Origin of the sequence: Enterobacter sp. 61D5, from assembly GCF_034107965.1 — a bacterium.
Lineage (GTDB): Bacteria > Pseudomonadota > Gammaproteobacteria > Enterobacterales > Enterobacteriaceae > Enterobacter > Enterobacter cloacae_M.
Genome location: NZ_JAWNFK010000002.1, coordinates 105928 through 126310, shown reverse-complemented (window position 1 = coordinate 126310; position 20383 = coordinate 105928). Strand labels below are relative to the sequence as shown.

Genomic DNA, 20383 nt, shown 5'->3' with positions numbered 1-20383 from the left:
GGGGCGGGTTCCCGCCCCCGCGCTAATTTACATACACCCCGCGCAGCTGGTGCAGCGCCAGTCATGAGGATTCACCGCCTGGTAAAAATAGCGGTAGCTGGACGTCTCCAGCGGAATCCCCACCTCGAAGAACATATCCGTTAACCAGTCGACATTCTCAACGATCCACTCATCTTCCTGTAAGCCTTGCGCAAAGGTTTCATCTTCAGGATCGATAACCGAATAGATTGCCCAGGTGCCCATATCCTTTTCGCGGCGGGACTCGGGAAGTATCAGGGGCTGGTTCTGCCAGCTGATTATCCAGTGCCCATGGCACAACAGGTTACCTCCCCGGCTCCATGCCGCGGTGAAGGGATTCTCCCCAGCCATAAAACCCTCACTTAATTTGATAATTTATATTTATTGTTTACGTTACGCCGGTATGTCGCCCAGCAATATTGCCCTTATGAAGTAGGCATCCGCCTAAAAAGGATCAGATCGCCAATAATCCGTAAATTATTCATTACACTACTTGTAACGGTGATTTGACGAATTACGGCTTTTCCCTTACTCTGCGCCGCAGATTTTGTCGCGGTTAAGCATCGTTGTAGAGGAAAGCGTGAAAAACAGAACCCTGGGAAGTATTTTTATCGTCGCCGGAACGACGATTGGCGCAGGAATGCTGGCAATGCCGCTGGCAGCCGCGGGCGTGGGATTTGGCATGACCCTGCTGCTGCTGGGCACGCTCTGGGCGCTGATGTGCTACACCGCGCTGCTGCTGCTTGAGGTTTACCAGCACGTCCCCGCCGACACCGGTCTGGGTTCGCTTGCGGCGCGCTATCTGGGGCGCTACGGCCAGTGGATAACCGGCTTTAGCATGATGTTCCTGATGTACGCCCTGACCGCCGCCTATATCAGCGGCGCCGGTGAACTCATCGCCTCCAGCTTCAACGACTGGTTTGGCTCTGACATTACCCCGGCGACGGGGGCTATCTTCTTTGCGCTCATCGGCGGCGGCGTGGTCTGCGTGGGGACATCGCTGGTCGATCTGTTTAACCGCTTTCTGTTCAGCGCAAAAATTCTCTTCCTGATTATCATGCTGGTGCTGCTGGCGCCGCACGTGCACAAGGTCAACCTGCTCACGCTGCCTCTGGAAAAAGGGCTGGCGCTCTCCGCGATCCCGGTCATTTTCACCTCGTTTGGCTTCCACGGCAGCGTGCCGAGCATCGTCAGCTATATGAACGGCGATATCCGCAAGCTACGCCGCGTTTTTATTATCGGAAGCGCGATCCCGCTGATCGCCTATATCTTCTGGCAGCTGGTGACGCTGGGCAGCATTGACTCTTCAACCTTTATTGGGCTGATGGCGCAACACGCTGGCCTGAACGGTTTTCTGCTGGCACTGCGCGAGGTTGTTACCTCCCCGCACGTGGAGCTGGCGGTACACCTGTTTGCCGACCTGGCTCTGGCAACCTCGTTCCTGGGCGTGGCGCTCGGCCTGTTTGATTACCTGGCCGACCTGTTCCAGCGTCGCAATACTGCGGCCGGACGGTTGCAGACGGGAGCCATCACCTTCCTGCCGCCGCTCGCTTTTGCGCTGTTTTACCCACGCGGGTTTGTGATGGCGCTGGGCTATGCGGGGGTGGCGCTCTCTATCCTGGCCCTGCTGCTCCCTTCCCTGCTGGCGTGGAAAAGCCGCCAGCAGCATCCTCAGCAGGGATATCGCGTGGCGGGAGGAAAACCGCTGCTGTGTGTTGTGTTTGGCTGTGGGGTGGTGATTATTCTGGTGCAGGTATTGATTGCAGCCGGGATGCTGCCGGAAGTGGGTTAAATAAAAAAGGGGCTATCATCAGCCCCTTTTTTTATCAGTGCAAACAGCAGCTCTTAAACTTCTTCCCGCTGCCGCAAGGACACGGATCGTTACGCCCGACCTTCGTGCCGTTCACCGTCGGCTTCTTCACTTCAGGCTGCTGCGGGTTGTTAACCCAGTATTGATATAAACGCAGTGCCGCAGGCTGGATGCTTTCGATGCTGGCGATATACTCCTCTTCGGACAGTTCATCCAGCTTTTCGCTGTTCTCTTCCGTTCCGTGCAGCGCAATCACGTCAAGATCGGCCTTCAGGGCTTCCGGCAAGGCTGACCAGTCCGTCAGCGCCACGCCGCGCATATAGCCATAGCACCACTCTTCCACCACGGTATAGCTCTCACCGTCAACGTCGTTATAACCGAACATAGGTTCAAACTGATCCGGGTACTCGCTCAGGCGCTCGGCAATATCATTCATATGCTTAAAGCAGAGATCGATAAAACGGTTCATCTCACGATCGTTTTTCCAGCGCGGAATGTACTTCTCGCCGCCCCACACCGCCACCAGCCAGGCATCTGGCTCAACGACAACAGGACCGGAAAGCACTGCGGTAAGCATGCCGTCCAGTTCGGACACGTCAATCACTGACGCGTCATCATGACCGTAAGACATTAACGTCTCTTCAAGCCACGCCATTTCGCTTTCATTCAATGGGCCTTCAGTCATCGCTGATACTCCTGCAAAAAAGGAAACGATCCTAACACATATCTCACCCCTCTCCGGGCTGAAGTTTAGGTCTTTATTGCTGCAAAAACGTGCAAACCGTGACCTTTGCACAACTTATGGGCTTTATTGTTAACGATATGTGATCTCCGCTGTAATTTCTTCTCCTCCCGTAAGGCGGCATAACGCGGCGCTCTATACTCAAACATGTCGCATGCCCGTCAATGGGTTAACCATTCTGGCAACGTTTTTGCTTAACGTTCTTCGCGCGCCTCTGCGCAGGGAAATCTCGCCGTACTATGCAGGATGCCGTCTGTATCTTGTTCGTTTAGTGCATTTTGTTCTTGCTCGTGTTTCGGATTGGCTGCGCCGTCGGGCGTTCGGGTTTACGCCGTGGTGCAAAAACCTCTTTGCTAAGGAACATAATAATGTCGCTGAAATTTATCAGAACTCCTCTTTCTCTTGTGTTGGCCGGTTGCCTGGTGACAGCGTTTTCCGCCCGGGCTGATATTGTGATTGGCGTGGCCGGGCCGTTCACGGGTCCGAATGCCACCTATGGCGATCAGTACTGGCACGGCGCAACGCAGGCCGCTGAAGACATTAATGCCGCAGGCGGCATTAACGGCGAGAAGATCAAACTGGTTCAGGGGGATGATGCCTGCGAGCCCAAGCAGGCCGTGGCCGTGGCCAACCGTTTAGTTGACCAGGATAAGGTCAACGCCGTGGTCGGCCATTTCTGCTCCTCTTCCACAATGCCCGCCTCCGAGGTGTATAGCGACGCGGGCATTATTGCGATTACCCCCGGCTCAACTAACCCGCTGATCACCGAACGCGGCATGAGCGACATGTTCCGCATGTGCGGACGCGACGATCAGCAGGGTCAGGTTGCCAGCGACTTCATCATCGACAAGCTGAAAGCCAAGCGCGTGGTGATTATTCACGATAAAGACACCTATGGTCAGGGTCTGGCTGACGCCACCAAAGCGGCGCTGGCGAAACGCGGGGTTCAGGATGTAATGTATGAGGGGTTATCCCGCGGTGAAAAAGACTTTAACGCGCTGGTGACGAAGATCGGCGCGCAAAAACCGGACGTCGTGTTCTTCGGTGGCTGTCACCCGGAAGCCGGTCCGCTGGTTCGCCAGATGCGCGAACAGGGCGTGCAGGCGAAATTCTTCTCCGGCGACTGTATTGTCAACGAAGAGATGGTGACCGCCGCGGGGGGCCCGCAATACACCAACGGTATTTACATGACCTTCGGTAAAGATCCGCGTCTTATCCCCGACGGTAAAGCGGTTATCGAGAAATTCCGCGCCGGTAAATTCGAGCCGGAAGGTTACACCCTTTACTCCTATGCCTCCGTACAGGCTATTGCCGCAGCCTTCAAGGCCACCGGCGGCAAGGACTCCGCCAAAGCCAGCGAGTGGCTGAAAGCCAATTCCGTCGACACGGTGATGGGCAAAAAAGCCTGGGATAGCAAAGGCGATCTGAAAGTGTCTGACTACGTGGTTTACCAGTGAGACGACAAAGGCAAATATAAGGAAGTGCAGTAACGGGACGGAGTCACGCTCAACGTCGGCGGGCCTGCCCGTCGGCGCGTAATAAACATCAGGCTGCGCGCATCGCGCAGCCTATAAAACGAGCGCGCTAAGATGAGTACATTCTTCCTGCAACAGTTAATCAATGGCTTAACGCTGGGCTCCGTCTACGGTTTAATCGCCATCGGCTACACCATGGTGTACGGCATTATTGGGATGATCAATTTCGCCCACGGCGAAGTGTATATGATTTCCGCCTATCTCTGCGCCATCGGCCTGGCGCTGCTCTCGTTCTTCGGTCTGCAGTCGTTCCCACTGCTGATCCTCGGGACGCTGGTGTTCACCATTGTAGTAACCGGGGTGTACGGCTGGACCATCGAGCGTATCGCCTACAAGCCGCTGCGCAACTCGACGCGCCTGGCGCCGCTGATCTCCGCCATTGGGATGTCTCTTATTCTGCAAAACTACGCGCAGCTGAGCCAGGGTCCGCGTCAGCAAGGAGTGCCGACCATGCTGGACGGCGTGATTCGCCTGCATCTGGGCGACGGGTTCGTGCAGATAACCTACACCAAAGTGTTTATTCTGGTTGCCTCGTTTGCCGGCATGCTGGTGCTCACCTGGATTATCAACCATACCCGGCTGGGCCGGATGTGCCGCGCGGTACAGCAGGATCGTAAGATGGCCTCCATTCTGGGCATTAACACCGACCGGATTATTTCGTTGGTCTTTGTCATCGGCGCGGCGATGGCCGGTCTGGCGGGGGTGTTGATCACCATGAATTACGGCACCTTTGATTTCTACGTCGGGTTCGTGATCGGCATTAAAGCCTTTACTGCAGCGGTGCTCGGCGGCATCGGCTCCCTTCCCGGCGCCATGCTCGGTGGCCTTATCCTGGGCGTGGCGGAAGCCCAGTTCTCGGGCATGGTGAATTCGGACTATAAAGACGTCTTCTCGTTCGGCCTGCTGGTCATGATCCTTATTTTCCGTCCCCAGGGCCTGCTTGGGCGCCCGATTGTGGCCAAAGTGTGAGGGAGATAATGATGACATCACACGGTTTTTCACTTAAACGCTGCATGCTGGACGCGATTTTTTCCGGGCTGATAGCGCTGATTATTTTCGGCCCCATAGCGGGCGTGGTGCTGGACGGTTACAGCTTTAACTTTGCCGGGCAGCGGCTGGCCTGGATGGTTGGCATCGTCATGCTCGGGCGTTTTCTGCTGAGCGTCTTTTTAGGTACCGCCGCTGGCGCCCGTTTCCAGGCACGCTTCGAAGCCGATAGCGCGGGCGTATATGTCCGGCCACCTGAATACAAAAGCCGCATGCGCTGGATAATTCCTTTGGTAATTGCCCTTGCGATTTGCTTTCCGTTTGTCGCCACTAAATATGTGCTGACCGTCGCCATTCTCGGGCTGATCTACGTGCTTCTCGGTCTGGGGCTGAATATTGTCGTGGGTCTGGCCGGCCTGCTGGATCTGGGATATGTCGCGTTCTACGCAATTGGGGCGTACGGTCTGGCGCTGGGATACCAGTATCTCGGCTTAGGCTTCTGGAGCATGCTGCCGCTGGCGGCAATCATGGCCGCCGCCGCAGGCGCCCTGCTCGGTTTCCCGGTACTGCGCATGCACGGTGACTATCTGGCCATCGTCACCCTCGGGTTCGGGGAGATCATTCGCCTGATACTGAACAACTGGCTGACCTTCACCGGCGGCCCAAACGGCGTGTCGGCCCCTCCCCCCACCTTTTTCGGTCTGGAATTTGGGCGACGCGCGAAAGAAGGCGGCGTGCCCTTTCACGAATTTTTCCACCTGACCTATAACCCGAACATGAAGTTTATTTTTATCTACGCGGTGCTGTTCCTGGTGGTGATGCTGGTGCTCTACATCAAGCACCGCCTGACGCGGATGCCGATTGGTCGGGCGTGGGAAGCCCTGCGTGAAGACGAAATTGCCTGCCGCTCGATGGGGTTAAATCATGTTCTGGTCAAGCTGTCAGCCTTTACGCTGGGCGCGTCGACCGCGGGCATTGCCGGGGTGTTCTTCGCCACCTATCAGGGGTTCGTGAATCCCACCTCCTTTACCTTCTTTGAATCGGCGCTGATCCTCGCCATCGTGGTGCTGGGCGGGATGGGCTCGACGCTTGGCGTGGTGCTGGCCGCCTTTGTGCTCACGGTAACGCCGGAACTGCTGCGCAGTTTTGCCGAGTACCGCGTCCTGCTGTTTGGCATGCTCATGGTGGTGATGATGATCTGGCGTCCGCGCGGTTTGATCCGCATTAACCGCAGCGGGTTTGCCGTGCGTAAGGGCGTCGCGCCATGAACGGAACGATATTACGCGTTGAACATCTGATGATGCACTTCGGCGGGATTAAGGCGCTAAACGACGTCAACCTGGACGTGCAGCGTGGCTCAATTACCGCCCTGATTGGGCCAAACGGGGCGGGAAAAACAACCGTGTTTAACTGCCTGACGGGCTTCTACAGAGCCTCCGGCGGCAACATTTTATTTAATACCCGCCATAAAACGACCAACGTTATTCAGGTGCTCGGACAAAAATTCCAGCCTGGAGACTGGATTAACCCCGCGCAGTTCGGGCAGCGTCTTTTCTACAAAATGTTCGGCGGAACGCATCTGGTCAACCGCGCAGGGCTGGCGCGCACGTTTCAAAATATCCGTCTTTTTCGCGAGATGTCGGTCGTGGAAAACCTGCTGGTTGCGCAGCATATGCGCGTTAACCGCAATCTGCTCGCCGGGATCTTAAATACGCCGGCATACCGGCGGGCGGAGAGCGACGCCATGGACAGGGCCTTCTACTGGCTGGAAGTGGTGGATCTGGTGGAGTGCGCCAATCGCCTGGCGGGAGAGATGTCGTACGGCCAGCAGCGGCGTCTGGAAATTGCGCGAGCAATGTGCACCGGGCCGGAAATGATCTGTCTGGATGAACCCGCCGCCGGGCTTAACCCGGTTGAAACGCATAAGCTCAGCAGCATTATTCGCTTTCTGCGGGATCATCATGACATCACGGTACTACTAATTGAGCATGATATGGGGATGGTGATGGAGATTTCGGACGACATTATCGTGCTCGACCACGGGGATGTTATTGCCAGGGGAAAACCCGAGCAGATCCAGCATGATGAAAAGGTCATTGCCGCCTACCTGGGTACGGATGAAAGCGAGGTCAACCTATGAGCGAACCGCTGCTGGCATTTCGCGAGGTGGACGTGTTTTACGGCGTCATTCAGGCGCTTAAACAGGTTTCCCTCGAGGTCAATAAGGGTGAAACCGTGGCGCTGATCGGCGCAAACGGCGCGGGTAAATCGACATTGCTGATGTCCATCTTTGGCCAGCCCCGTATTCGCAGCGGGCAGATCCTTTTCGCTGGTGAAGATATCAGCCATAAATCTACCCACTACGTCGCCTCCGGCGGCATTGCGCAGGCGCCGGAAGGCAGACGAATCTTCCCGGATATGACCGTTGAAGAGAACCTGCTGATGGGGACCATCCCCATCGGCAGCCAGTTTGCCGCTGAGGATATGCAAACCATGTTCGACCTCTTCCCTCGCCTCAAGGAGCGGCGCAAGCAGCGCGCGATGACCATGTCCGGCGGGGAACAGCAGATGCTGGCGATCGCCCGGGCGCTGATGAGCCGTCCGAAGCTGCTGCTGCTGGATGAACCGAGCCTCGGTCTGGCGCCGATTGTGGTGAAACAGATCTTCCAGACGCTGCGCGAGCTGGCCCGCAACGGCATGACCATCTTTCTGGTGGAGCAGAATGCGCATCACGCGCTGAAGCTTTCCGACCGTGGGTATGTGATGGTTAACGGACAGATCCGGCTGAGCGGCAGCGGCGAGGAGCTGCTGGGAAATCAGGAGGTCAGGAAGGCGTATCTGGGTGGGGTTTGACTGGCAAATTTCAGGCACAAAAAAACCACCTTTCGGTGGTTTCACGACACTGCTTATTGCTTTGATTATTCTTTGTTTCCCATGGTAGCCGGAGTGGGACTTGAACCCACACAGCGCGAACGCCGAGGGATTTTAAATCCCTTGTGTCTACCGATTCCACCATCCGGCCAGGGAAGAAAGTGGAGGCGCGTTCCGGAGTCGAACCGGACTAGACGGATTTGCAATCCGCTACATAACCGCTTTGCTAACGCGCCGTAAAACTTTTCAAACTGACACCCGCTACTGCGCATGTCTTTAATCTGGAGCGGGAAACGAGACTCGAACTCGCGACCCCGACCTTGGCAAGGTCGTGCTCTACCAACTGAGCTATTCCCGCATGTCATCAAGTAAACGTCTAACCACTTGATTTCATTATCGTCCGGCTTGCTGTGCCGCCGTTCGATGCGTTGCATTCTACTGATATGACGTTATGAGTCAACGTTATTTTTTGCATCCCTGGATCGTTTGCTGAAAATTACGGCGAAACGATCACTGATCAAGCAAATCCCCGCGCGCAGCGTTCAAATATTGCAGCATGGACCACAGCGTCAGCACTGCCGCCACCCACAGCAGACCAATTCCCGCCCATTCTACCCAGGCGTTCGGACGCCAGAGCATCCAGACCAGCGCCGCCATCTGCGCCGTCGTTTTGACTTTACCAATCCACGAGACCGCCACGCTGCTGCGTTTACCCAGTTCCGCCATCCACTCGCGCAGCGCAGAGATAATGATCTCACGGCCGATCATGGTTGCCGCCGGCAGCGTTACCCACCAGGTGTGATAGTGCTCGGCTACAAGCACCATGGCGATAGCGACCATCACTTTGTCTGCCACCGGATCGAGGAAGGCACCGAAACGGGTGCTTTGATTCCAGCGACGGGCCAGATAGCCATCAAACCAGTCGGTGACCGCCGCGATCAGAAAGAGCAATGCGCAGGCGAAAGGTGCCCAGACGACCGGCAGATAAAACGCCAGTACAAAGAACGGAATGAGTACAACACGAAAGAGAGTGAGCAACGTAGGGATATTAAATTGCATAATAACGGTAACTGTTTGTTGTCAGTAAAATTTAGCTCTATGTTGCTACAGAGCCCTCAATGTTTCAACGAGTAGTAGATCTTTTCTGCCAGCCCTTGCGAAATACCCGGCACTTTTGCAATTTCCTCCATGCTGGCGTTGAGTAATCCTTGCAATCCGCCCATATATTTCAGCAGCATCTGGCGACGTTTTGGCCCCACGCCTTCGATCGTTTCCAGGCTACTGGTGTTTTTCACCTTCGCCCGTTTTTTGCGGTGACCGCTGATGGCATTGTCGTGTGATTCATCGCGAATATGCTGGATGACATGCAGCGCCGGGGAGTCCGGCGGCAGGCTGAAGCCCTCGCCTTCCGGCTCGAAGAACAATGTCTCCAGACCGGCCTTACGATCGGCCCCTTTTGCAACACCCAGCAGCAGCGGATGGTTTTTATCCCAGCTGACATCAAGCGACTCAAATACCGCTTTTGCCTGGCCGAGCTGCCCTTTCCCGCCGTCAATCAGGATGACATCCGGGATTTTGCTCTCTTCTATGGCTTTACCATAGCGACGACGCAGCACCTGATTCATGGCCGCATAATCATCGCCCGGCGTGATCCCGGTGATGTTGTAGCGGCGATACTCGGCGCGCAGTGGGCCATTCGCATCAAATACCACGCACGACGCCACCGTCTGTTCCCCCATCGTGTGACTGATGTCGAAACACTCCATCCGCTTCACTTCCGGGAGCTTCAGCAGCGTCGCCAGGGCAGTTAAGCGCTGATGCACCGTCGACTGCTGCGACAGCTTAGTGGTGAGTGCCGTCGCCGCGTTGGTGCGCGCCAGCTTCAGATAACGGGCACGATCGCCGCGCGGTTTGGTTTGTACATTGACCCGACGCCCCGCCAGTTCAGAGAGCGAATCGGCCAGCAGGGTTTTATCTTCAAGATTAAAATCGAGCAGGATCTCAGAAGGCAGCGTGCGCATCTGGCTTCCCTGCAGATAGAACTGGCCGACAAAGGTTTCTACCACTTCACCCAGTTCAGTACCGCCGGGCACTTTCGGGAAATAGCTGCGGCTGCCGAGCACTTTGCCCTGGCGAATAAACAGCACGTGCACGCAGGCCATTCCGGCGTCAAAGGCTACGCCGATGACGTCGAGATCGTCACCGGTATTGGAGACAAACTGTTTCTCAGTGACTCTGCGTACCGCCTGGATTTGGTCGCGGATACGCGCGGCCTCTTCAAACTCGAGTGCGGCGCTGGCTTTTTCCATGCGCGCGATCAGCTGCGTTAAGACCTGATCGTCTTTTCCGGCTAAGAACAGGCGCACATAATCCACCTGCTGGGCATACTCTTCTTCACTTACCAGCCCTTCCACGCAGGGCCCCAGGCAGCGTCCAATCTGGTACTGCAGGCACGGGCGCGAGCGGTTACGGTAAACGCTATTTTCACACTGGCGGATCGGGAAGATTTTTTGCAGCAGCGCCAGCGTTTCTCGCACGGCATAGCCGTTAGGGAACGGCCCGAAATATTCGCCCCTGGCGTGTTTTGCACCGCGGTGCATGGCGAGGCGCGGATGGGTGTCGCCGCTCAGAAAAATAAACGGGTAGGATTTATCATCACGCAGCAGGACGTTATAGCGCGGCTGGTAGAGCTTTATATAGTTGTGCTCAAGCAGCAGCGCTTCTGTCTCGGTGTGCGTGACGGTGACATCAATATTCTGAATGAGTGAGACCAGCGCTTCGGTCTTACGGGAGGCCAGGTTGCTGCGAAAATAGCTGGAGAGGCGTTTTTTAAGATCTTTTGCCTTCCCCACGTAGATAACCGTACCGCCAGCGTCATACATGCGATAGACGCCAGGCTGGCTGGTTACGGTTTTCAGAAATGCTTTTGAATCGAACACATCACTCACTGACTTAACAACGTCTCCGCATTACACAAACCGTGCCGGATGGCCAGGTGCGTCAGTTCGACGTCACCATGAATGTTCAGTTTACTGAACATCCGGTAACGATAGCTGTTCACCGTTTTCGGGCTGAGATTCAGCTGTTCCGAGATCTCATTCACCTTCTGACCTTTGGTGATCATCAGCATAATCTGCAATTCACGCTCGGACAAACTGGCAAACGGTGATTCGGTTTTCTCGGGCTCGATCTGACTCAGCGCCATCTGCTGGGCAATGTCGGACGCTATGTAGCGCTGTCCGGCAAACACGGAACGGATTGCATTGATGACTTCCTGCGGCGCAGCACCTTTACTCAGGTAGCCCGCAGCGCCCGCCTGCATCACTTTCGCGGGCAGTGGGTTTTCGGTATGCACGGTCAGCATGATGACTTTTGTATCGACAAAGGTACGCGCGATTTTGCGTGTTGCTTCAAGGCCACCGATACCGGGCATATTCATATCCATCAGTACCACATCGGCCGAGTTTGTGCGGCACCATTTTACCGCATCTTCGCCGCAGCACGCCTCACCGGCAACTTTAATACCTTTAATATCTTCAAGAATGCGTCGTATCCCTGCGCGCACCAGTTCGTGGTCATCAACAAGAAGGACGTTGATCAAAGGAAATGTCTCCAGAATAGGGATAACGCTACTGAGTGATAATTTGGTTTATATTAACGGTTTTCCTCACAAGATTAAAACGTTAAAAAACCGGCTATTCGATTTTGCTCTCGTTTTTGGAAATTAGGCTGTACAGTCCGTGGAAAGAGAGACCATGCATTCAGGGCTTTTGCAGCTTTTTTTAAGCATCTGTATTCAAAAAGTTACAAAAAACTTGCAGGCTTTTCCTGCAAAAAAACAGATCTCAAATTTTTGTAACAATAATTAACGACAAGCGAACCGGGCACAAACAATTAATAGCCTTTCACGACGGTTCAGTTTACCGGTACGTTCTGTTTACGCAATTAAACATCCAAGTAAAAGTACAAAAAACAACCGCTGCATTTTTTGCTTCAGCTTGTGGTATACTCCGCCGCCTTGACTTTCGTCGTCGCGCTTTAGCGCCGTTAAATAATGAGGAAAATAAATGAGCACACCTGAATTTGCCACTGCGGAGAATAACCAGGAACTGGCACAGGAAGTAAACTGCCTGAAAGCACTGCTGACGCTGATGCTGCAGGCGATGGGCCAGGCGGATGCCGGTCGTGTGATCATTAAAATGGAAAAACAAATCGCGGAGATGGAAGACCAGGCTGAATCTGCGGTATTTGCTAACACCGTTAAGCAAATCAAACAAGCCTACCGCCAGTAACAAAAAACGGCTGGATGCAGTGCATTCAGCCGTTTGTTCGTCTGTCACGCAGAACGTATTATCCTGTCAGATCAGTCCCGTTGCCGCCGCGTAGCACGCAATCTGGGTTTTGTTGGGCGCGTTGAATTTCTTCTGCATATTTTTCTGATGGAAGTTAACGGTATTCTCAGAGATAGAGAGAATGATCGCTATTTCCGCTGACGTCTTCCCTTCCGCAGTCCATTTCAGAATTTCGCGCTCGCGTTTGCTGAATTTCATTTCGGGTGGCATAACCATCCCATCTTCAAAACGCATCAGAGAAGTTAAGGCCATTTGCACCAGCATTTGCAGCCGCAGTTCTATTTCCTCACGGGCAAAAGGCCCTTCCAGTACACTAGTACGAGAAACAGACAGGAAGCCAAGCGCATGATTAGGCAGCATCAGGCATTGCGTTATTCCCGCGCGTAAACCGTGGTCCTGGGCGCTATGCCATAATTCCTGCGCCTCGGCAAATAATGCGTCTGTCCAGGGCAAATGACCCTGGATGAAATTTTCCGCTTTTAAAACCGGATCGATAGCGAAATAGTTCGCGGATTGATATTGCGCCATCCACGGCTTTGGATAAGTGGTCTGCAAAGAGATTTTAGGGCGCGTAAAGGGCACGGGATGTCGCACGCAGAGCGCGTAATAATCGAATTCCAGCGCCTGAGTTTGCCGCTCTAGCTCCCGATATACCTCATCGGTATTCGTCAATTCCTGAAACCGGAGGGAGCAATCCCGTCGCCAGGTGAAAAAGTCTGAATCCTTCATACTTACTAAATGAAGCCTCTGAAAAGATAATCATTATTATGGTGAATATAACCTAACACATAAAACTTTTTTCTAACTACAAAATATCGGCACTAGCACAATTAACTTTACTATTGATAAGGTTTATCCGGGCCGGATGGAATAAAAAAACAAACGACTGCCCCCGAAGGGAGAATAATTTGCTCCAGCCTAACTTTCTGGAGCAAATTAGTGCAAAAATTCTACTGCATAAGGAATTTTTCAAGGAACTGACGGGTTCGGGGCTGTTGAGGGTTAGCGAACAGGCTTTTCGCCGGCCCCTGCTCCACAATCCGCCCCTGATCCATGAAGATGGCTCTGTCAGCAACATCGCGTGCAAAGCTCATTTCATGCGTCACGATCACCATCGTCCGTTTTTCCTGCGCCAGCTGGCGAATGGTGTTCAGCACCTCACCCACCAGTTCCGGATCGAGCGCAGAGGTCGGTTCATCAAACAGGATCACGTCAGGACGCATCGCCAGCGCGCGCGCTATCGCCACGCGCTGCTGTTGGCCGCCCGACAGACGGCGAGGATAGCTGGTCTCTTTCCCCGCCAGCCCAACTTTAGCGAGCAGCTCGCGCGCGCGCGCCGTCGCTTCCTCTTTTGGCTCACCTTTAACGATAACCGGCCCTTCGATAATGTTCTCCAGCACCGTACGGTGCGGGAAGAGATTAAAGTTCTGGAAAACGAAGCCAACATGCTGGCGCAGGCGGCGAATTAACCCTTTCTGCTGGCTGATTGATTTCCCGGTATCAATCGTTATCTCCCCTACCCGAATGGTGCCGCCTTCCGGCTGTTCAAGCAGGTTAATACTGCGCAGCAGCGTCGTTTTTCCCGAACCGCTTGGTCCGATAATCGCCACCACTTCACCCTGCTCTACTTCAAGATCGATCCCGTGGAGCACCGTTTGACCGTGGAATTTTTTCACCAGGTTTTTGACGTCGATAGCACTCATTTTGGATCACGCTCCTGGCGGTTAAGCTGGTTTTCGAAGTAGTTTTGCAGAGCAGAAAGCACCGTCGCCATCACCCAGTAAATCAGCGAGGCGGCCAGATACATTGTAAAGACTTCAAGCGTGCGCGAAGTAATGAGCTGCGCCTGACGGAACAGTTCCGGTACCTGAATCGTTGCCGCCAGGGACGTATCTTTCACCAGGCTAATGAAGCTATTGCTCAGCGGTGGAAGCGCCACGCGTGCCGCCTGCGGCAGAATGGCCCGACGCAGCGTCTGCCATGGCGTCATCCCAATACTGGCTGCCGCCTCCCACTGCCCTTTGTCAATGGAGGAGATAGCCGCTCGCAGGGTTTCTGACGTGTACGCCGCGGTATTGAGCGACAGACCAATCATCGCTGCGGGGATCGGATCCAGCTCGATACCAAACTGCGGCAAGCCGTAGTAGATCATAAAGAGCTGAGCGATAAGCGGCGTGCCGCGAAATACGGAGATATAAAACCGCGCCAGCCAGCGTACCGGCAGGATGGGTGACATGCGCATTAATGCCAGCACAAATCCCAGCACCAGGCCGAAGAACATCCCGCCGATACTGAGCTGTAACGTAAATACCGCACCTTTCAGCAGATACGGCAGAGAATCAATAACCAGTTGAATACTTTCTTGCATTATTATTTTTCGACCTGATTTTTAGACATGAGGATGGTAGGCAAACAGCGCAGGCGCCCCGCCGGTATGGACAAATAAAATCGGCCCTTCATCCTTAAAGCGTTTCTGCGCAATGCCGTCAATCAGTCCGGCCATCGCTTTGCCGGTATAGACCGGATCGAGCAGTATGCCCTCGAGGCGCGCCAGCAGCTTCACCGCTTCCATGCCCTCTTCGTTAGGCGTACCGTAACCCGGCGCAAAATAGTCGTCCCAGAGCAGAATGTCGGCCCTGGCCTTCAGCTCCAGCTGCGCGGCTACCGCCTGCTGTAAGGTGACCACTTTCGGCTTCTGATCCGCGACGCTGCGGGACACCGTCACGCCAATCAGCTCGACGTCCGGCAGCAGTTGTTCCAGCCCCACCGCCAGCCCGGCATGCGTGCCCGCACTGCCGGACGCAACAACCACGGAGGAGAGGCTTACCGCGCCCTCGCACTGCTGCGCGATTTCCAGCGCACTCTCCACATACCCCAGCGCGCCCAGCGCGTTCGAACCGCCGACGGGGACAACGTAGGGGCGGAACCCCTGCGCTTCCAGACGCGTCGCCAGCTCGTCGAGCTGGGCGGTCGGGTCGGTCAACGCCTCCACCATTTCGACTTGCACGTTAAACAGGTCCAGCAGCAGACGGTTGCCGTTGGTAAGATAGTTTTCTGCCCGCGTGCCAATCGGGTTTTCCAGCAATGCCACGCAGTGGAGCCCGAGCTTTGCCGCCACTGCCGCCGTCTGACGAACGTGGTTGGACTGGATAGCCCCGGCGGTAATGAGCGTATCCGCGCCTTCGCGCAGTGCATCAGCCGCCAGAAACTCCAGCTTGCGCAGCTTATTGCCCCCCATCGCCATCGGCGTCACGTCGTCACGCTTGATAAAAATATCGCGCCCTAAATAATCAGAAAATCGCGGCAGATACTCCAGCGGCGTCGGCGCGCCGATGAACTCCAGGCGGGGAAAGCGCGTTAAATTCTGTAGTGACATGGGTTCTCCGGTAACTCTGACAAAATGTGATATTTTTCATTATGCACGCAGACGCGAAAGAAATAAAAAAGGCGCTTTTAAAAGCGCCTTTTTTTACGGCAGAAGCTTATTTCGTGACGTCTGCACCGAACCACTTCTCGGAGAGCGCCTTCAGGCTGCCGTCTTTTTGCATGTCGGCAATCGCAGAATCAATCGCTTTGACCAGGTCTTCGTTACCTTTACGAACGGCAACGCCTGATTCCTGACGAGAGAACGCATCACCCGCTACCGCCAGGGTATTGTTGGTTTTCTTCACCAGATCCAGCGCGGCCAGGCGGTCAACCAGAATGGCGTCGATACGGCCCACGCGGAGATCCTGGTATTTCGTCGGGTCATCATCATAGGTGCGGATATCCACGCCCTGCACGTTCTGGCGCAGCCACTCTTCGTAGTTGGTACCCAGACCGACACCGACTTTCTTCCCTTTCAGGTCCGCGGCAGTTTTAATTCCGCCTTCGTTGCCTTTCTTCACCAGCGCCTGAATACCGGACACGGTGTACGGCGTAGAGAAGTCATATTTCTTCTTACGCTCGTCAGAAATGGTCACCTGATTAATCACCACATCAATACGTTTGGAATCCAGCGACGCCAGCATACCGTCCCATTTGGTCGGTTTCAGCGACGCTTTAACGCCGAGGTGCTTCGCCAGCTCTTCAGCAAACTCCACTTCAAAACCGGTCAGCTTACCGTCATCGCCCTGGAAGCTGAACGGAGGATAGGTTCCTTCCAGCCCGACCAGCAGCGTACCGCGCTCTTTTACTTTATTCAGCAGGTTTTCAGCGGCGAACGTTTTCACGCTCATACCCGCAACCAGCGCAACGGCCATAACACCCATCAGCGCCTGACGACCCAGAAGTGCAAATTTCATAAATACCCCGATATAGTGGAATTTTTACGTAGTGTAGAGAAATCGCCTGCAACGTCAAAGGCGACTGCGCTACATCTTATTCTTTTTTAATATATATCAGAAGTTGTTCCGGCGTGGGCTTTCTGCTTTATGGCACCCGGCATTTGTACCTTGTATTGAGCATACTTGCGCAGCGCAATTCGGTAGTTGTTGGTGCTGGTCGCAGGTAGCCACGGCTCCAGATTTTCATCCAGATAACCGGTTTTCAGCAGATCGCGAGAAATATTGTTTACGGTCAGATGTTGTCCAAGGCGGCGCAGGCGAACGACATATTCGCGAACGGTGCCGTGGCTCATCTCCGTTTGTTCAAACAGGAACTGCTTGAAGCCGATAATATCGAAGAAGTCGCTTTGCTCTTTGCAGTGGAGATCCCCACAGAAACGGCAAAGCGCCACCCACTCTTTTTGCTCTTCGAGCCATGCTGCTTCGTCCATCAACGTGTCGAGACGCGAAATCGCAATCTTATTGACGATTTCGCCCCGGCGAACCAGCGTGATACGATCGAGTAACTTGTTACAGTGGGCGCAATGCGTCTGGCTGTGTTTAAAGTCTTTCAGGTAGCGGCTTAAAGGCCGTCTTTTAGATTGCTGCACCGTCATGATAACTCCTGGTTGTCAATACGTTGTGCGGCATTTTTAAGGTGAATCAATCACCTATAACTTACCCAGCTTGGTTCGTAAGCGTTTAATGGCCTGGCTGTGCAGCTGGCTCACCCGCGACTCTCCCACCTCCAGAACAGCGCCAATCTCTTTGAGGTTAAGCTCTTCCTGGTAATAAAGGGTCAATACCAGCTGTTCGCGTTCAGGCAGAGCTTCAATAGCCTCCATGACGCGCTGGCGTAAATTCCCTTCCATTAAATGGTGTAACGGGTTTTCCTGCTGGTGCTCGTCCGTCACCAGCTCGATGCTATCGCCATGCTCTTCGCGCCACTCGTCATAAGAGAAGAGTTGGCTATTATTGGTATCGAGCAACATCTGACGATACTCTTCAACAGCAATGCCAAGACGTTCCGCCACTTCGGTTTCCGTTGCGTTACGTCCCAGTTCCTGTTCCAGCTGCCCCATCGCATGCGCCACTTCGCGCGCGTTGCGGCGAACACTGCGCGGCACCCAGTCGCGGCTGCGCAGCTCGTCCAGCATCGCACCACGAATACGCTGAACTGCGTAAGTCGTAAATGCCGTTCCTTGCAGAGCGTCGTATCGGTCAACTGCATTCAATAACCCGATACCGCCCGCCTGTAGCAGATCGTCGAGTTCCACGCTCGCCGGCAAGCGCACCTGGAGGCGCAATGCTTCGTGACGCACCAGCGGGACATAACGCTGCCACAGCGAGTGTTTATCCATTACACCTTCAGCGGTATAGAGTGAATTCACGATAAACAGCCCTGCGTTAGTTGAGTTATCGGCATGATTATCCGATTCTGCAGGGCGTTCAATTGGATGAAAAAGGGGGATAAAGTGAGGTTATTCTGAGGTTGCCCACAACAGGGGCAACTTTTCTGGCTAAATTAACAGTTGTAACAATGAAAGATCGTCGCCCAGTTTGACGCTATCTATATGTTGATGAAAGAGCTTTCCCGCTTCCTGATTATGCTGGCTAAGGGAGTGGAAGCTGTAAATAACATCAATAATATTATCTTGTTCAATTTTCCCCGCCACGATCGCCTGACCGGCAAGTAACGTTTTAAGGAAATAGAACTCCGCGACGATTAAATAAAGATTATTCAACATGCTGCGGCCATTGCTCTGCGGGAAGCCCTGCTCCCAGAGTTTGTATTTAAAAAAGTTCTTAAATAAATGGTCATTGGTCGCCAGGTAACTTCCCGCCACATCGCGCCAGACGGACTCGATGTTCTCCATGACCTTCTCTGCCGGCACGGTGTCACCCGCAGACTCAAATTGTTGATAAAGCTGGGTAAAATAACGGTTTAATACCGCACCGCCGCGGGCTGTCGCTTTCTTCGTGAAGTAGCTCTGGATGAGCGAAATTAACGCGAATTTCAGGCTGTAGTTCTGATTAAATCCGCCTAATTCCGTTTTGATTTTACCGCTCACCAGCTCGTTAACCAGCGAGAAATAGACCGTTTCGAGCGTGCCGATATTCTCTTCGAGATTATCGAGCTTTTCAGCCACCATGAGGAATTTCACCACGGCGTAAACCTGTTCTTCAACGCTGACGCCCTCAACGCTGAAAATATTCTGGCAGAAGAGATTGATGACCTTTGCCTTCAAATCAATCATCGGCGCATTATTGACGTCCTGCTGGACGCTAATGGATTCCATCATCGACATAGACTCTCGATCGTTCAACAGAAGTCGGGTCACTTCCGGACACGAGAGGTTCAGCGATTTTTCGATTTCATTTTTATAGACCCGGTTTGTCCGCGGGAACGACGAACAGGTTGGGCTTAAGGCCTGGGCGCCCATGGCGCTATGAATAGAACAGAGTTTTTCCGTATCCATAAACGGGCAGTTTTTACTTTCCGTATGGAAAATCACTTCGCCCCAGTTGCCATACTGCTTTTTGGTGACTTTTATCGCCGTTTTCGCCGTCTGACGAATGGCGGCATTTTTACTGTTCAGGTAGCGGTTAACGGAGGATTTATCAAATGCGATGGTCCAGCCCTGACAACAATGTTCACGGCATTCCCCACCGACACATGAAAAATCTGCGACCAGCTTTGGTTGAGTGACACTGATTTGTTTCACAGGCGCATTCTCAAATAGCAGAGATAAAAAAACCCCGCCGAAGCGGGGTTTCACGCGTAATATTAACGCAGCAGAGACAGAACGGTCTGTGGAACCTGGTTTGCCTGAGACAGAACAGAAGTACCAGCCTGCTGCAGGATCTGCGCGCGGGACATGTTGGAAACTTCAGTTGCGTAGTCAGCGTCCTGGATACGGGACTGAGCAGCAGACAGGTTGTTGGAGGTGTTGTTCAGGTTGTTGATTGCAGAAGTGAAACGGTTCTGCACAGCACCCAGGCCTGAACGTGCTTTATCAACGATTGCAATTGCATCGTCAATTGTTTTCAACTCGGTACCAGTCTGAGCTGTCAGGTCTACCGCTGCAACACCCAGAGTAGCGGTGTCAGCTTTAGCGCCGCTCAGGTCCAGGTTGATAGTGTCGCCGTCGTTTACGCCAACCTGAATTTTAACCACACCTGCAGCACCCGCAGAGCCGTCCAGCAGTTTGATGCCGTTGAAGTCAGTTTTGCTTGCAACACGGTTGATCTCAGCCAGACGAGCTTTAACTTCATCCTGCAGAGATGACAGGTCAGAGGTACTGTTAGTACCAGTACTCGCCTGTACAGCCAGTTCACGTACGCGCTGCAGGTTGTTGTTGATTTCGTTCAGGGAGCCTTCAGCAGTCTGCGCCATGGAGATACCGTCGTTGGCGTTACGTGCAGCCTGGTTCATACCCTTGATCTGAGCGGTCATGCGGTTTGCAATTGCCTGGCCAGCAGCATCGTCTTTCGCGCTGTTAATACGCAGACCTGAAGACAGACGCTCGATAGCAGTGCCCAGAGAAGACTGAGATTTGTTCAGGTTGTTCTGAGTAGTCAGGGACATCAGGTTAGTATTGATAACTGCCATAATTTTGTTTCCTTCAAAAATTGGGTTTTAGGTCCGGTGCCTAACACTCACAGCGTCTCTCACCGTCATCAAGGTTATCGACGGGTCCCCAAAAGACTTTAGAATCAATTTTCAAAAAATTACAAGCAACTGATTATTAATGATTTTATTT

The 20383-nt window shown here is 53.8% G+C and carries 21 protein-coding genes and 3 tRNA genes; 7 read left to right on the top strand and 17 right to left on the bottom strand.

What is annotated here, in order from left to right; translation table 11 throughout:
• Positions 1 to 27: 27 nt before the first annotated feature.
• Positions 28 to 369 carry a hypothetical protein gene (locus UTM25_RS00805; protein WP_045404419.1) on the bottom strand — a complete coding sequence of 114 codons (342 nt, stop codon included), beginning with the start codon at positions 367 to 369 and terminating at the stop codon, positions 28 to 30.
• Between the two features lie 229 nt (positions 370 to 598).
• Between UTM25_RS00805 and tyrP the strand changes: the two genes are divergently transcribed.
• Entirely contained in the window at positions 599 to 1810 is a 1212-nt protein-coding gene (gene tyrP / locus UTM25_RS00800; RefSeq protein ID WP_194399547.1) for a tyrosine transporter TyrP, read from the top strand.
• A gap of 34 nt (positions 1811 to 1844) precedes the next feature.
• Here tyrP and UTM25_RS00795 read toward each other — a convergent pair whose 3' ends face one another.
• Positions 1845 to 2513, bottom strand: a complete 669-nt coding sequence (locus UTM25_RS00795; RefSeq protein WP_029741940.1) for a YecA family protein — start codon at positions 2511 to 2513, stop codon at positions 1845 to 1847.
• Between the two features lie 425 nt (positions 2514 to 2938).
• On the opposite strand from UTM25_RS00795, the gene UTM25_RS00790 reads away from it, so the two are divergent.
• The 5 genes from UTM25_RS00790 (at position 2939) to UTM25_RS00770 (ending at position 7945) form a co-directional block, all read left to right on the top strand.
• On the top strand, positions 2939 to 4027 hold the full coding sequence (locus UTM25_RS00790) for a branched-chain amino acid ABC transporter substrate-binding protein (protein ID WP_320714148.1): 1089 nt from the start codon (positions 2939 to 2941) through the stop codon (positions 4025 to 4027).
• Between the two features lie 132 nt (positions 4028 to 4159).
• Positions 4160 to 5074: an ABC transporter permease subunit gene (locus UTM25_RS00785; protein ID WP_023312278.1), complete on the top strand. Its 915-nt coding sequence runs from the start codon at positions 4160 to 4162 to the stop codon at positions 5072 to 5074.
• Between the two features lie 11 nt (positions 5075 to 5085).
• Positions 5086 to 6360: a high-affinity branched-chain amino acid ABC transporter permease LivM gene (gene livM, locus UTM25_RS00780; protein ID WP_194399629.1), complete on the top strand. Its 1275-nt coding sequence runs from the start codon at positions 5086 to 5088 to the stop codon at positions 6358 to 6360.
• Positions 6357 to 7232 (top strand): ATP-binding cassette domain-containing protein, encoded by an 876-nt coding sequence (locus UTM25_RS00775; protein WP_194399548.1) that lies wholly within the window; start codon positions 6357 to 6359, stop codon positions 7230 to 7232. Before livM ends, UTM25_RS00775 begins: the two co-directional genes overlap by 4 nt.
• Positions 7229 to 7945 carry an ABC transporter ATP-binding protein gene (locus UTM25_RS00770; protein ID WP_194399549.1) on the top strand — a complete coding sequence of 239 codons (717 nt, stop codon included), beginning with the start codon at positions 7229 to 7231 and terminating at the stop codon, positions 7943 to 7945. Before UTM25_RS00775 ends, UTM25_RS00770 begins: the two co-directional genes overlap by 4 nt.
• A gap of 82 nt (positions 7946 to 8027) precedes the next feature.
• Here UTM25_RS00770 and UTM25_RS00765 read toward each other — a convergent pair.
• From UTM25_RS00765 to uvrY, 6 genes are all read right to left on the bottom strand, one after another.
• Positions 8028 to 8114, bottom strand: a tRNA-Leu gene (locus tag UTM25_RS00765).
• Between the two features lie 11 nt (positions 8115 to 8125).
• A tRNA-Cys gene (locus UTM25_RS00760) sits at positions 8126 to 8199 on the bottom strand.
• Positions 8200 to 8245: 46 nt separating this feature from the next.
• Positions 8246 to 8321: transfer RNA gene (locus UTM25_RS00755), tRNA-Gly, on the bottom strand.
• A gap of 152 nt (positions 8322 to 8473) precedes the next feature.
• Positions 8474 to 9022, bottom strand: coding sequence for a CDP-diacylglycerol--glycerol-3-phosphate 3-phosphatidyltransferase (gene pgsA, locus UTM25_RS00750; protein ID WP_023312285.1), 549 nt, complete (start codon positions 9020 to 9022; stop codon positions 8474 to 8476).
• A 56-nt stretch (positions 9023 to 9078) separates the two neighbouring features.
• A complete protein-coding gene (uvrC, locus tag UTM25_RS00745) occupies positions 9079 to 10911 on the bottom strand; it encodes an excinuclease ABC subunit UvrC (RefSeq protein ID WP_194399550.1) in 1833 nt (610 codons plus the stop codon).
• Positions 10908 to 11564, bottom strand: coding sequence for a UvrY/SirA/GacA family response regulator transcription factor (gene uvrY, locus UTM25_RS00740; protein ID WP_194399551.1), 657 nt, complete (start codon positions 11562 to 11564; stop codon positions 10908 to 10910). Before uvrY ends, uvrC begins: the two co-directional genes overlap by 4 nt.
• 466 nt (positions 11565 to 12030) lie before the next feature.
• Here uvrY and UTM25_RS00735 point away from each other — a divergent pair, with 466 nt between their 5' ends.
• Positions 12031 to 12255, top strand: coding sequence for a DUF2594 family protein (locus UTM25_RS00735; protein WP_008500345.1), 225 nt, complete (start codon positions 12031 to 12033; stop codon positions 12253 to 12255).
• Positions 12256 to 12321: 66 nt separating this feature from the next.
• Here the strand turns inward: UTM25_RS00735 and sdiA are convergent, their stop codons facing one another.
• The 9 genes from sdiA to UTM25_RS00690 form a co-directional block, all read right to left on the bottom strand.
• On the bottom strand, positions 12322 to 13044 hold the full coding sequence (sdiA, locus tag UTM25_RS00730; protein WP_194399552.1) for a transcriptional regulator SdiA: 723 nt from the start codon (positions 13042 to 13044) through the stop codon (positions 12322 to 12324).
• A 221-nt stretch (positions 13045 to 13265) separates the two neighbouring features.
• The gene (gene tcyN, locus UTM25_RS00725) at positions 13266 to 14018 is read right to left on the bottom strand and encodes an L-cystine ABC transporter ATP-binding protein TcyN (protein WP_008500343.1); all 753 of its coding nucleotides are present in this window, start codon (positions 14016 to 14018) and stop codon (positions 13266 to 13268) included.
• A complete protein-coding gene (gene tcyL / locus UTM25_RS00720) occupies positions 14015 to 14683 on the bottom strand; it encodes a cystine ABC transporter permease (RefSeq protein ID WP_014884380.1) in 669 nt (222 codons plus the stop codon). Before tcyL ends, tcyN begins: the two co-directional genes overlap by 4 nt.
• Positions 14684 to 14704: 21 nt before the next feature.
• Positions 14705 to 15691 carry a D-cysteine desulfhydrase gene (gene dcyD, locus UTM25_RS00715; protein ID WP_048977123.1) on the bottom strand — a complete coding sequence of 329 codons (987 nt, stop codon included), beginning with the start codon at positions 15689 to 15691 and terminating at the stop codon, positions 14705 to 14707.
• A 106-nt stretch (positions 15692 to 15797) separates the two neighbouring features.
• The gene (gene tcyJ / locus UTM25_RS00710) at positions 15798 to 16598 is read right to left on the bottom strand and encodes a cystine ABC transporter substrate-binding protein (RefSeq protein WP_023336163.1); all 801 of its coding nucleotides are present in this window, start codon (positions 16596 to 16598) and stop codon (positions 15798 to 15800) included.
• Between the two features lie 86 nt (positions 16599 to 16684).
• Positions 16685 to 17236 carry a flagella biosynthesis regulatory protein FliZ gene (gene fliZ, locus UTM25_RS00705; protein ID WP_008500339.1) on the bottom strand — a complete coding sequence of 184 codons (552 nt, stop codon included), beginning with the start codon at positions 17234 to 17236 and terminating at the stop codon, positions 16685 to 16687.
• A gap of 54 nt (positions 17237 to 17290) precedes the next feature.
• A complete protein-coding gene (locus UTM25_RS00700) occupies positions 17291 to 18010 on the bottom strand; it encodes an RNA polymerase sigma factor FliA (RefSeq protein ID WP_014170714.1) in 720 nt (239 codons plus the stop codon).
• Positions 18011 to 18139: 129 nt separating this feature from the next.
• Complete coding sequence (fliB, locus tag UTM25_RS00695; RefSeq protein WP_194399553.1) at positions 18140 to 19345, bottom strand: flagellin lysine-N-methylase; 1206 nt, start codon at positions 19343 to 19345, stop codon at positions 18140 to 18142.
• A gap of 62 nt (positions 19346 to 19407) precedes the next feature.
• A complete protein-coding gene (locus tag UTM25_RS00690) occupies positions 19408 to 20232 on the bottom strand; it encodes a flagellin (RefSeq protein ID WP_032658647.1) in 825 nt (274 codons plus the stop codon).
• Between the last annotated feature and the right edge of the window lie 151 nt (positions 20233 to 20383).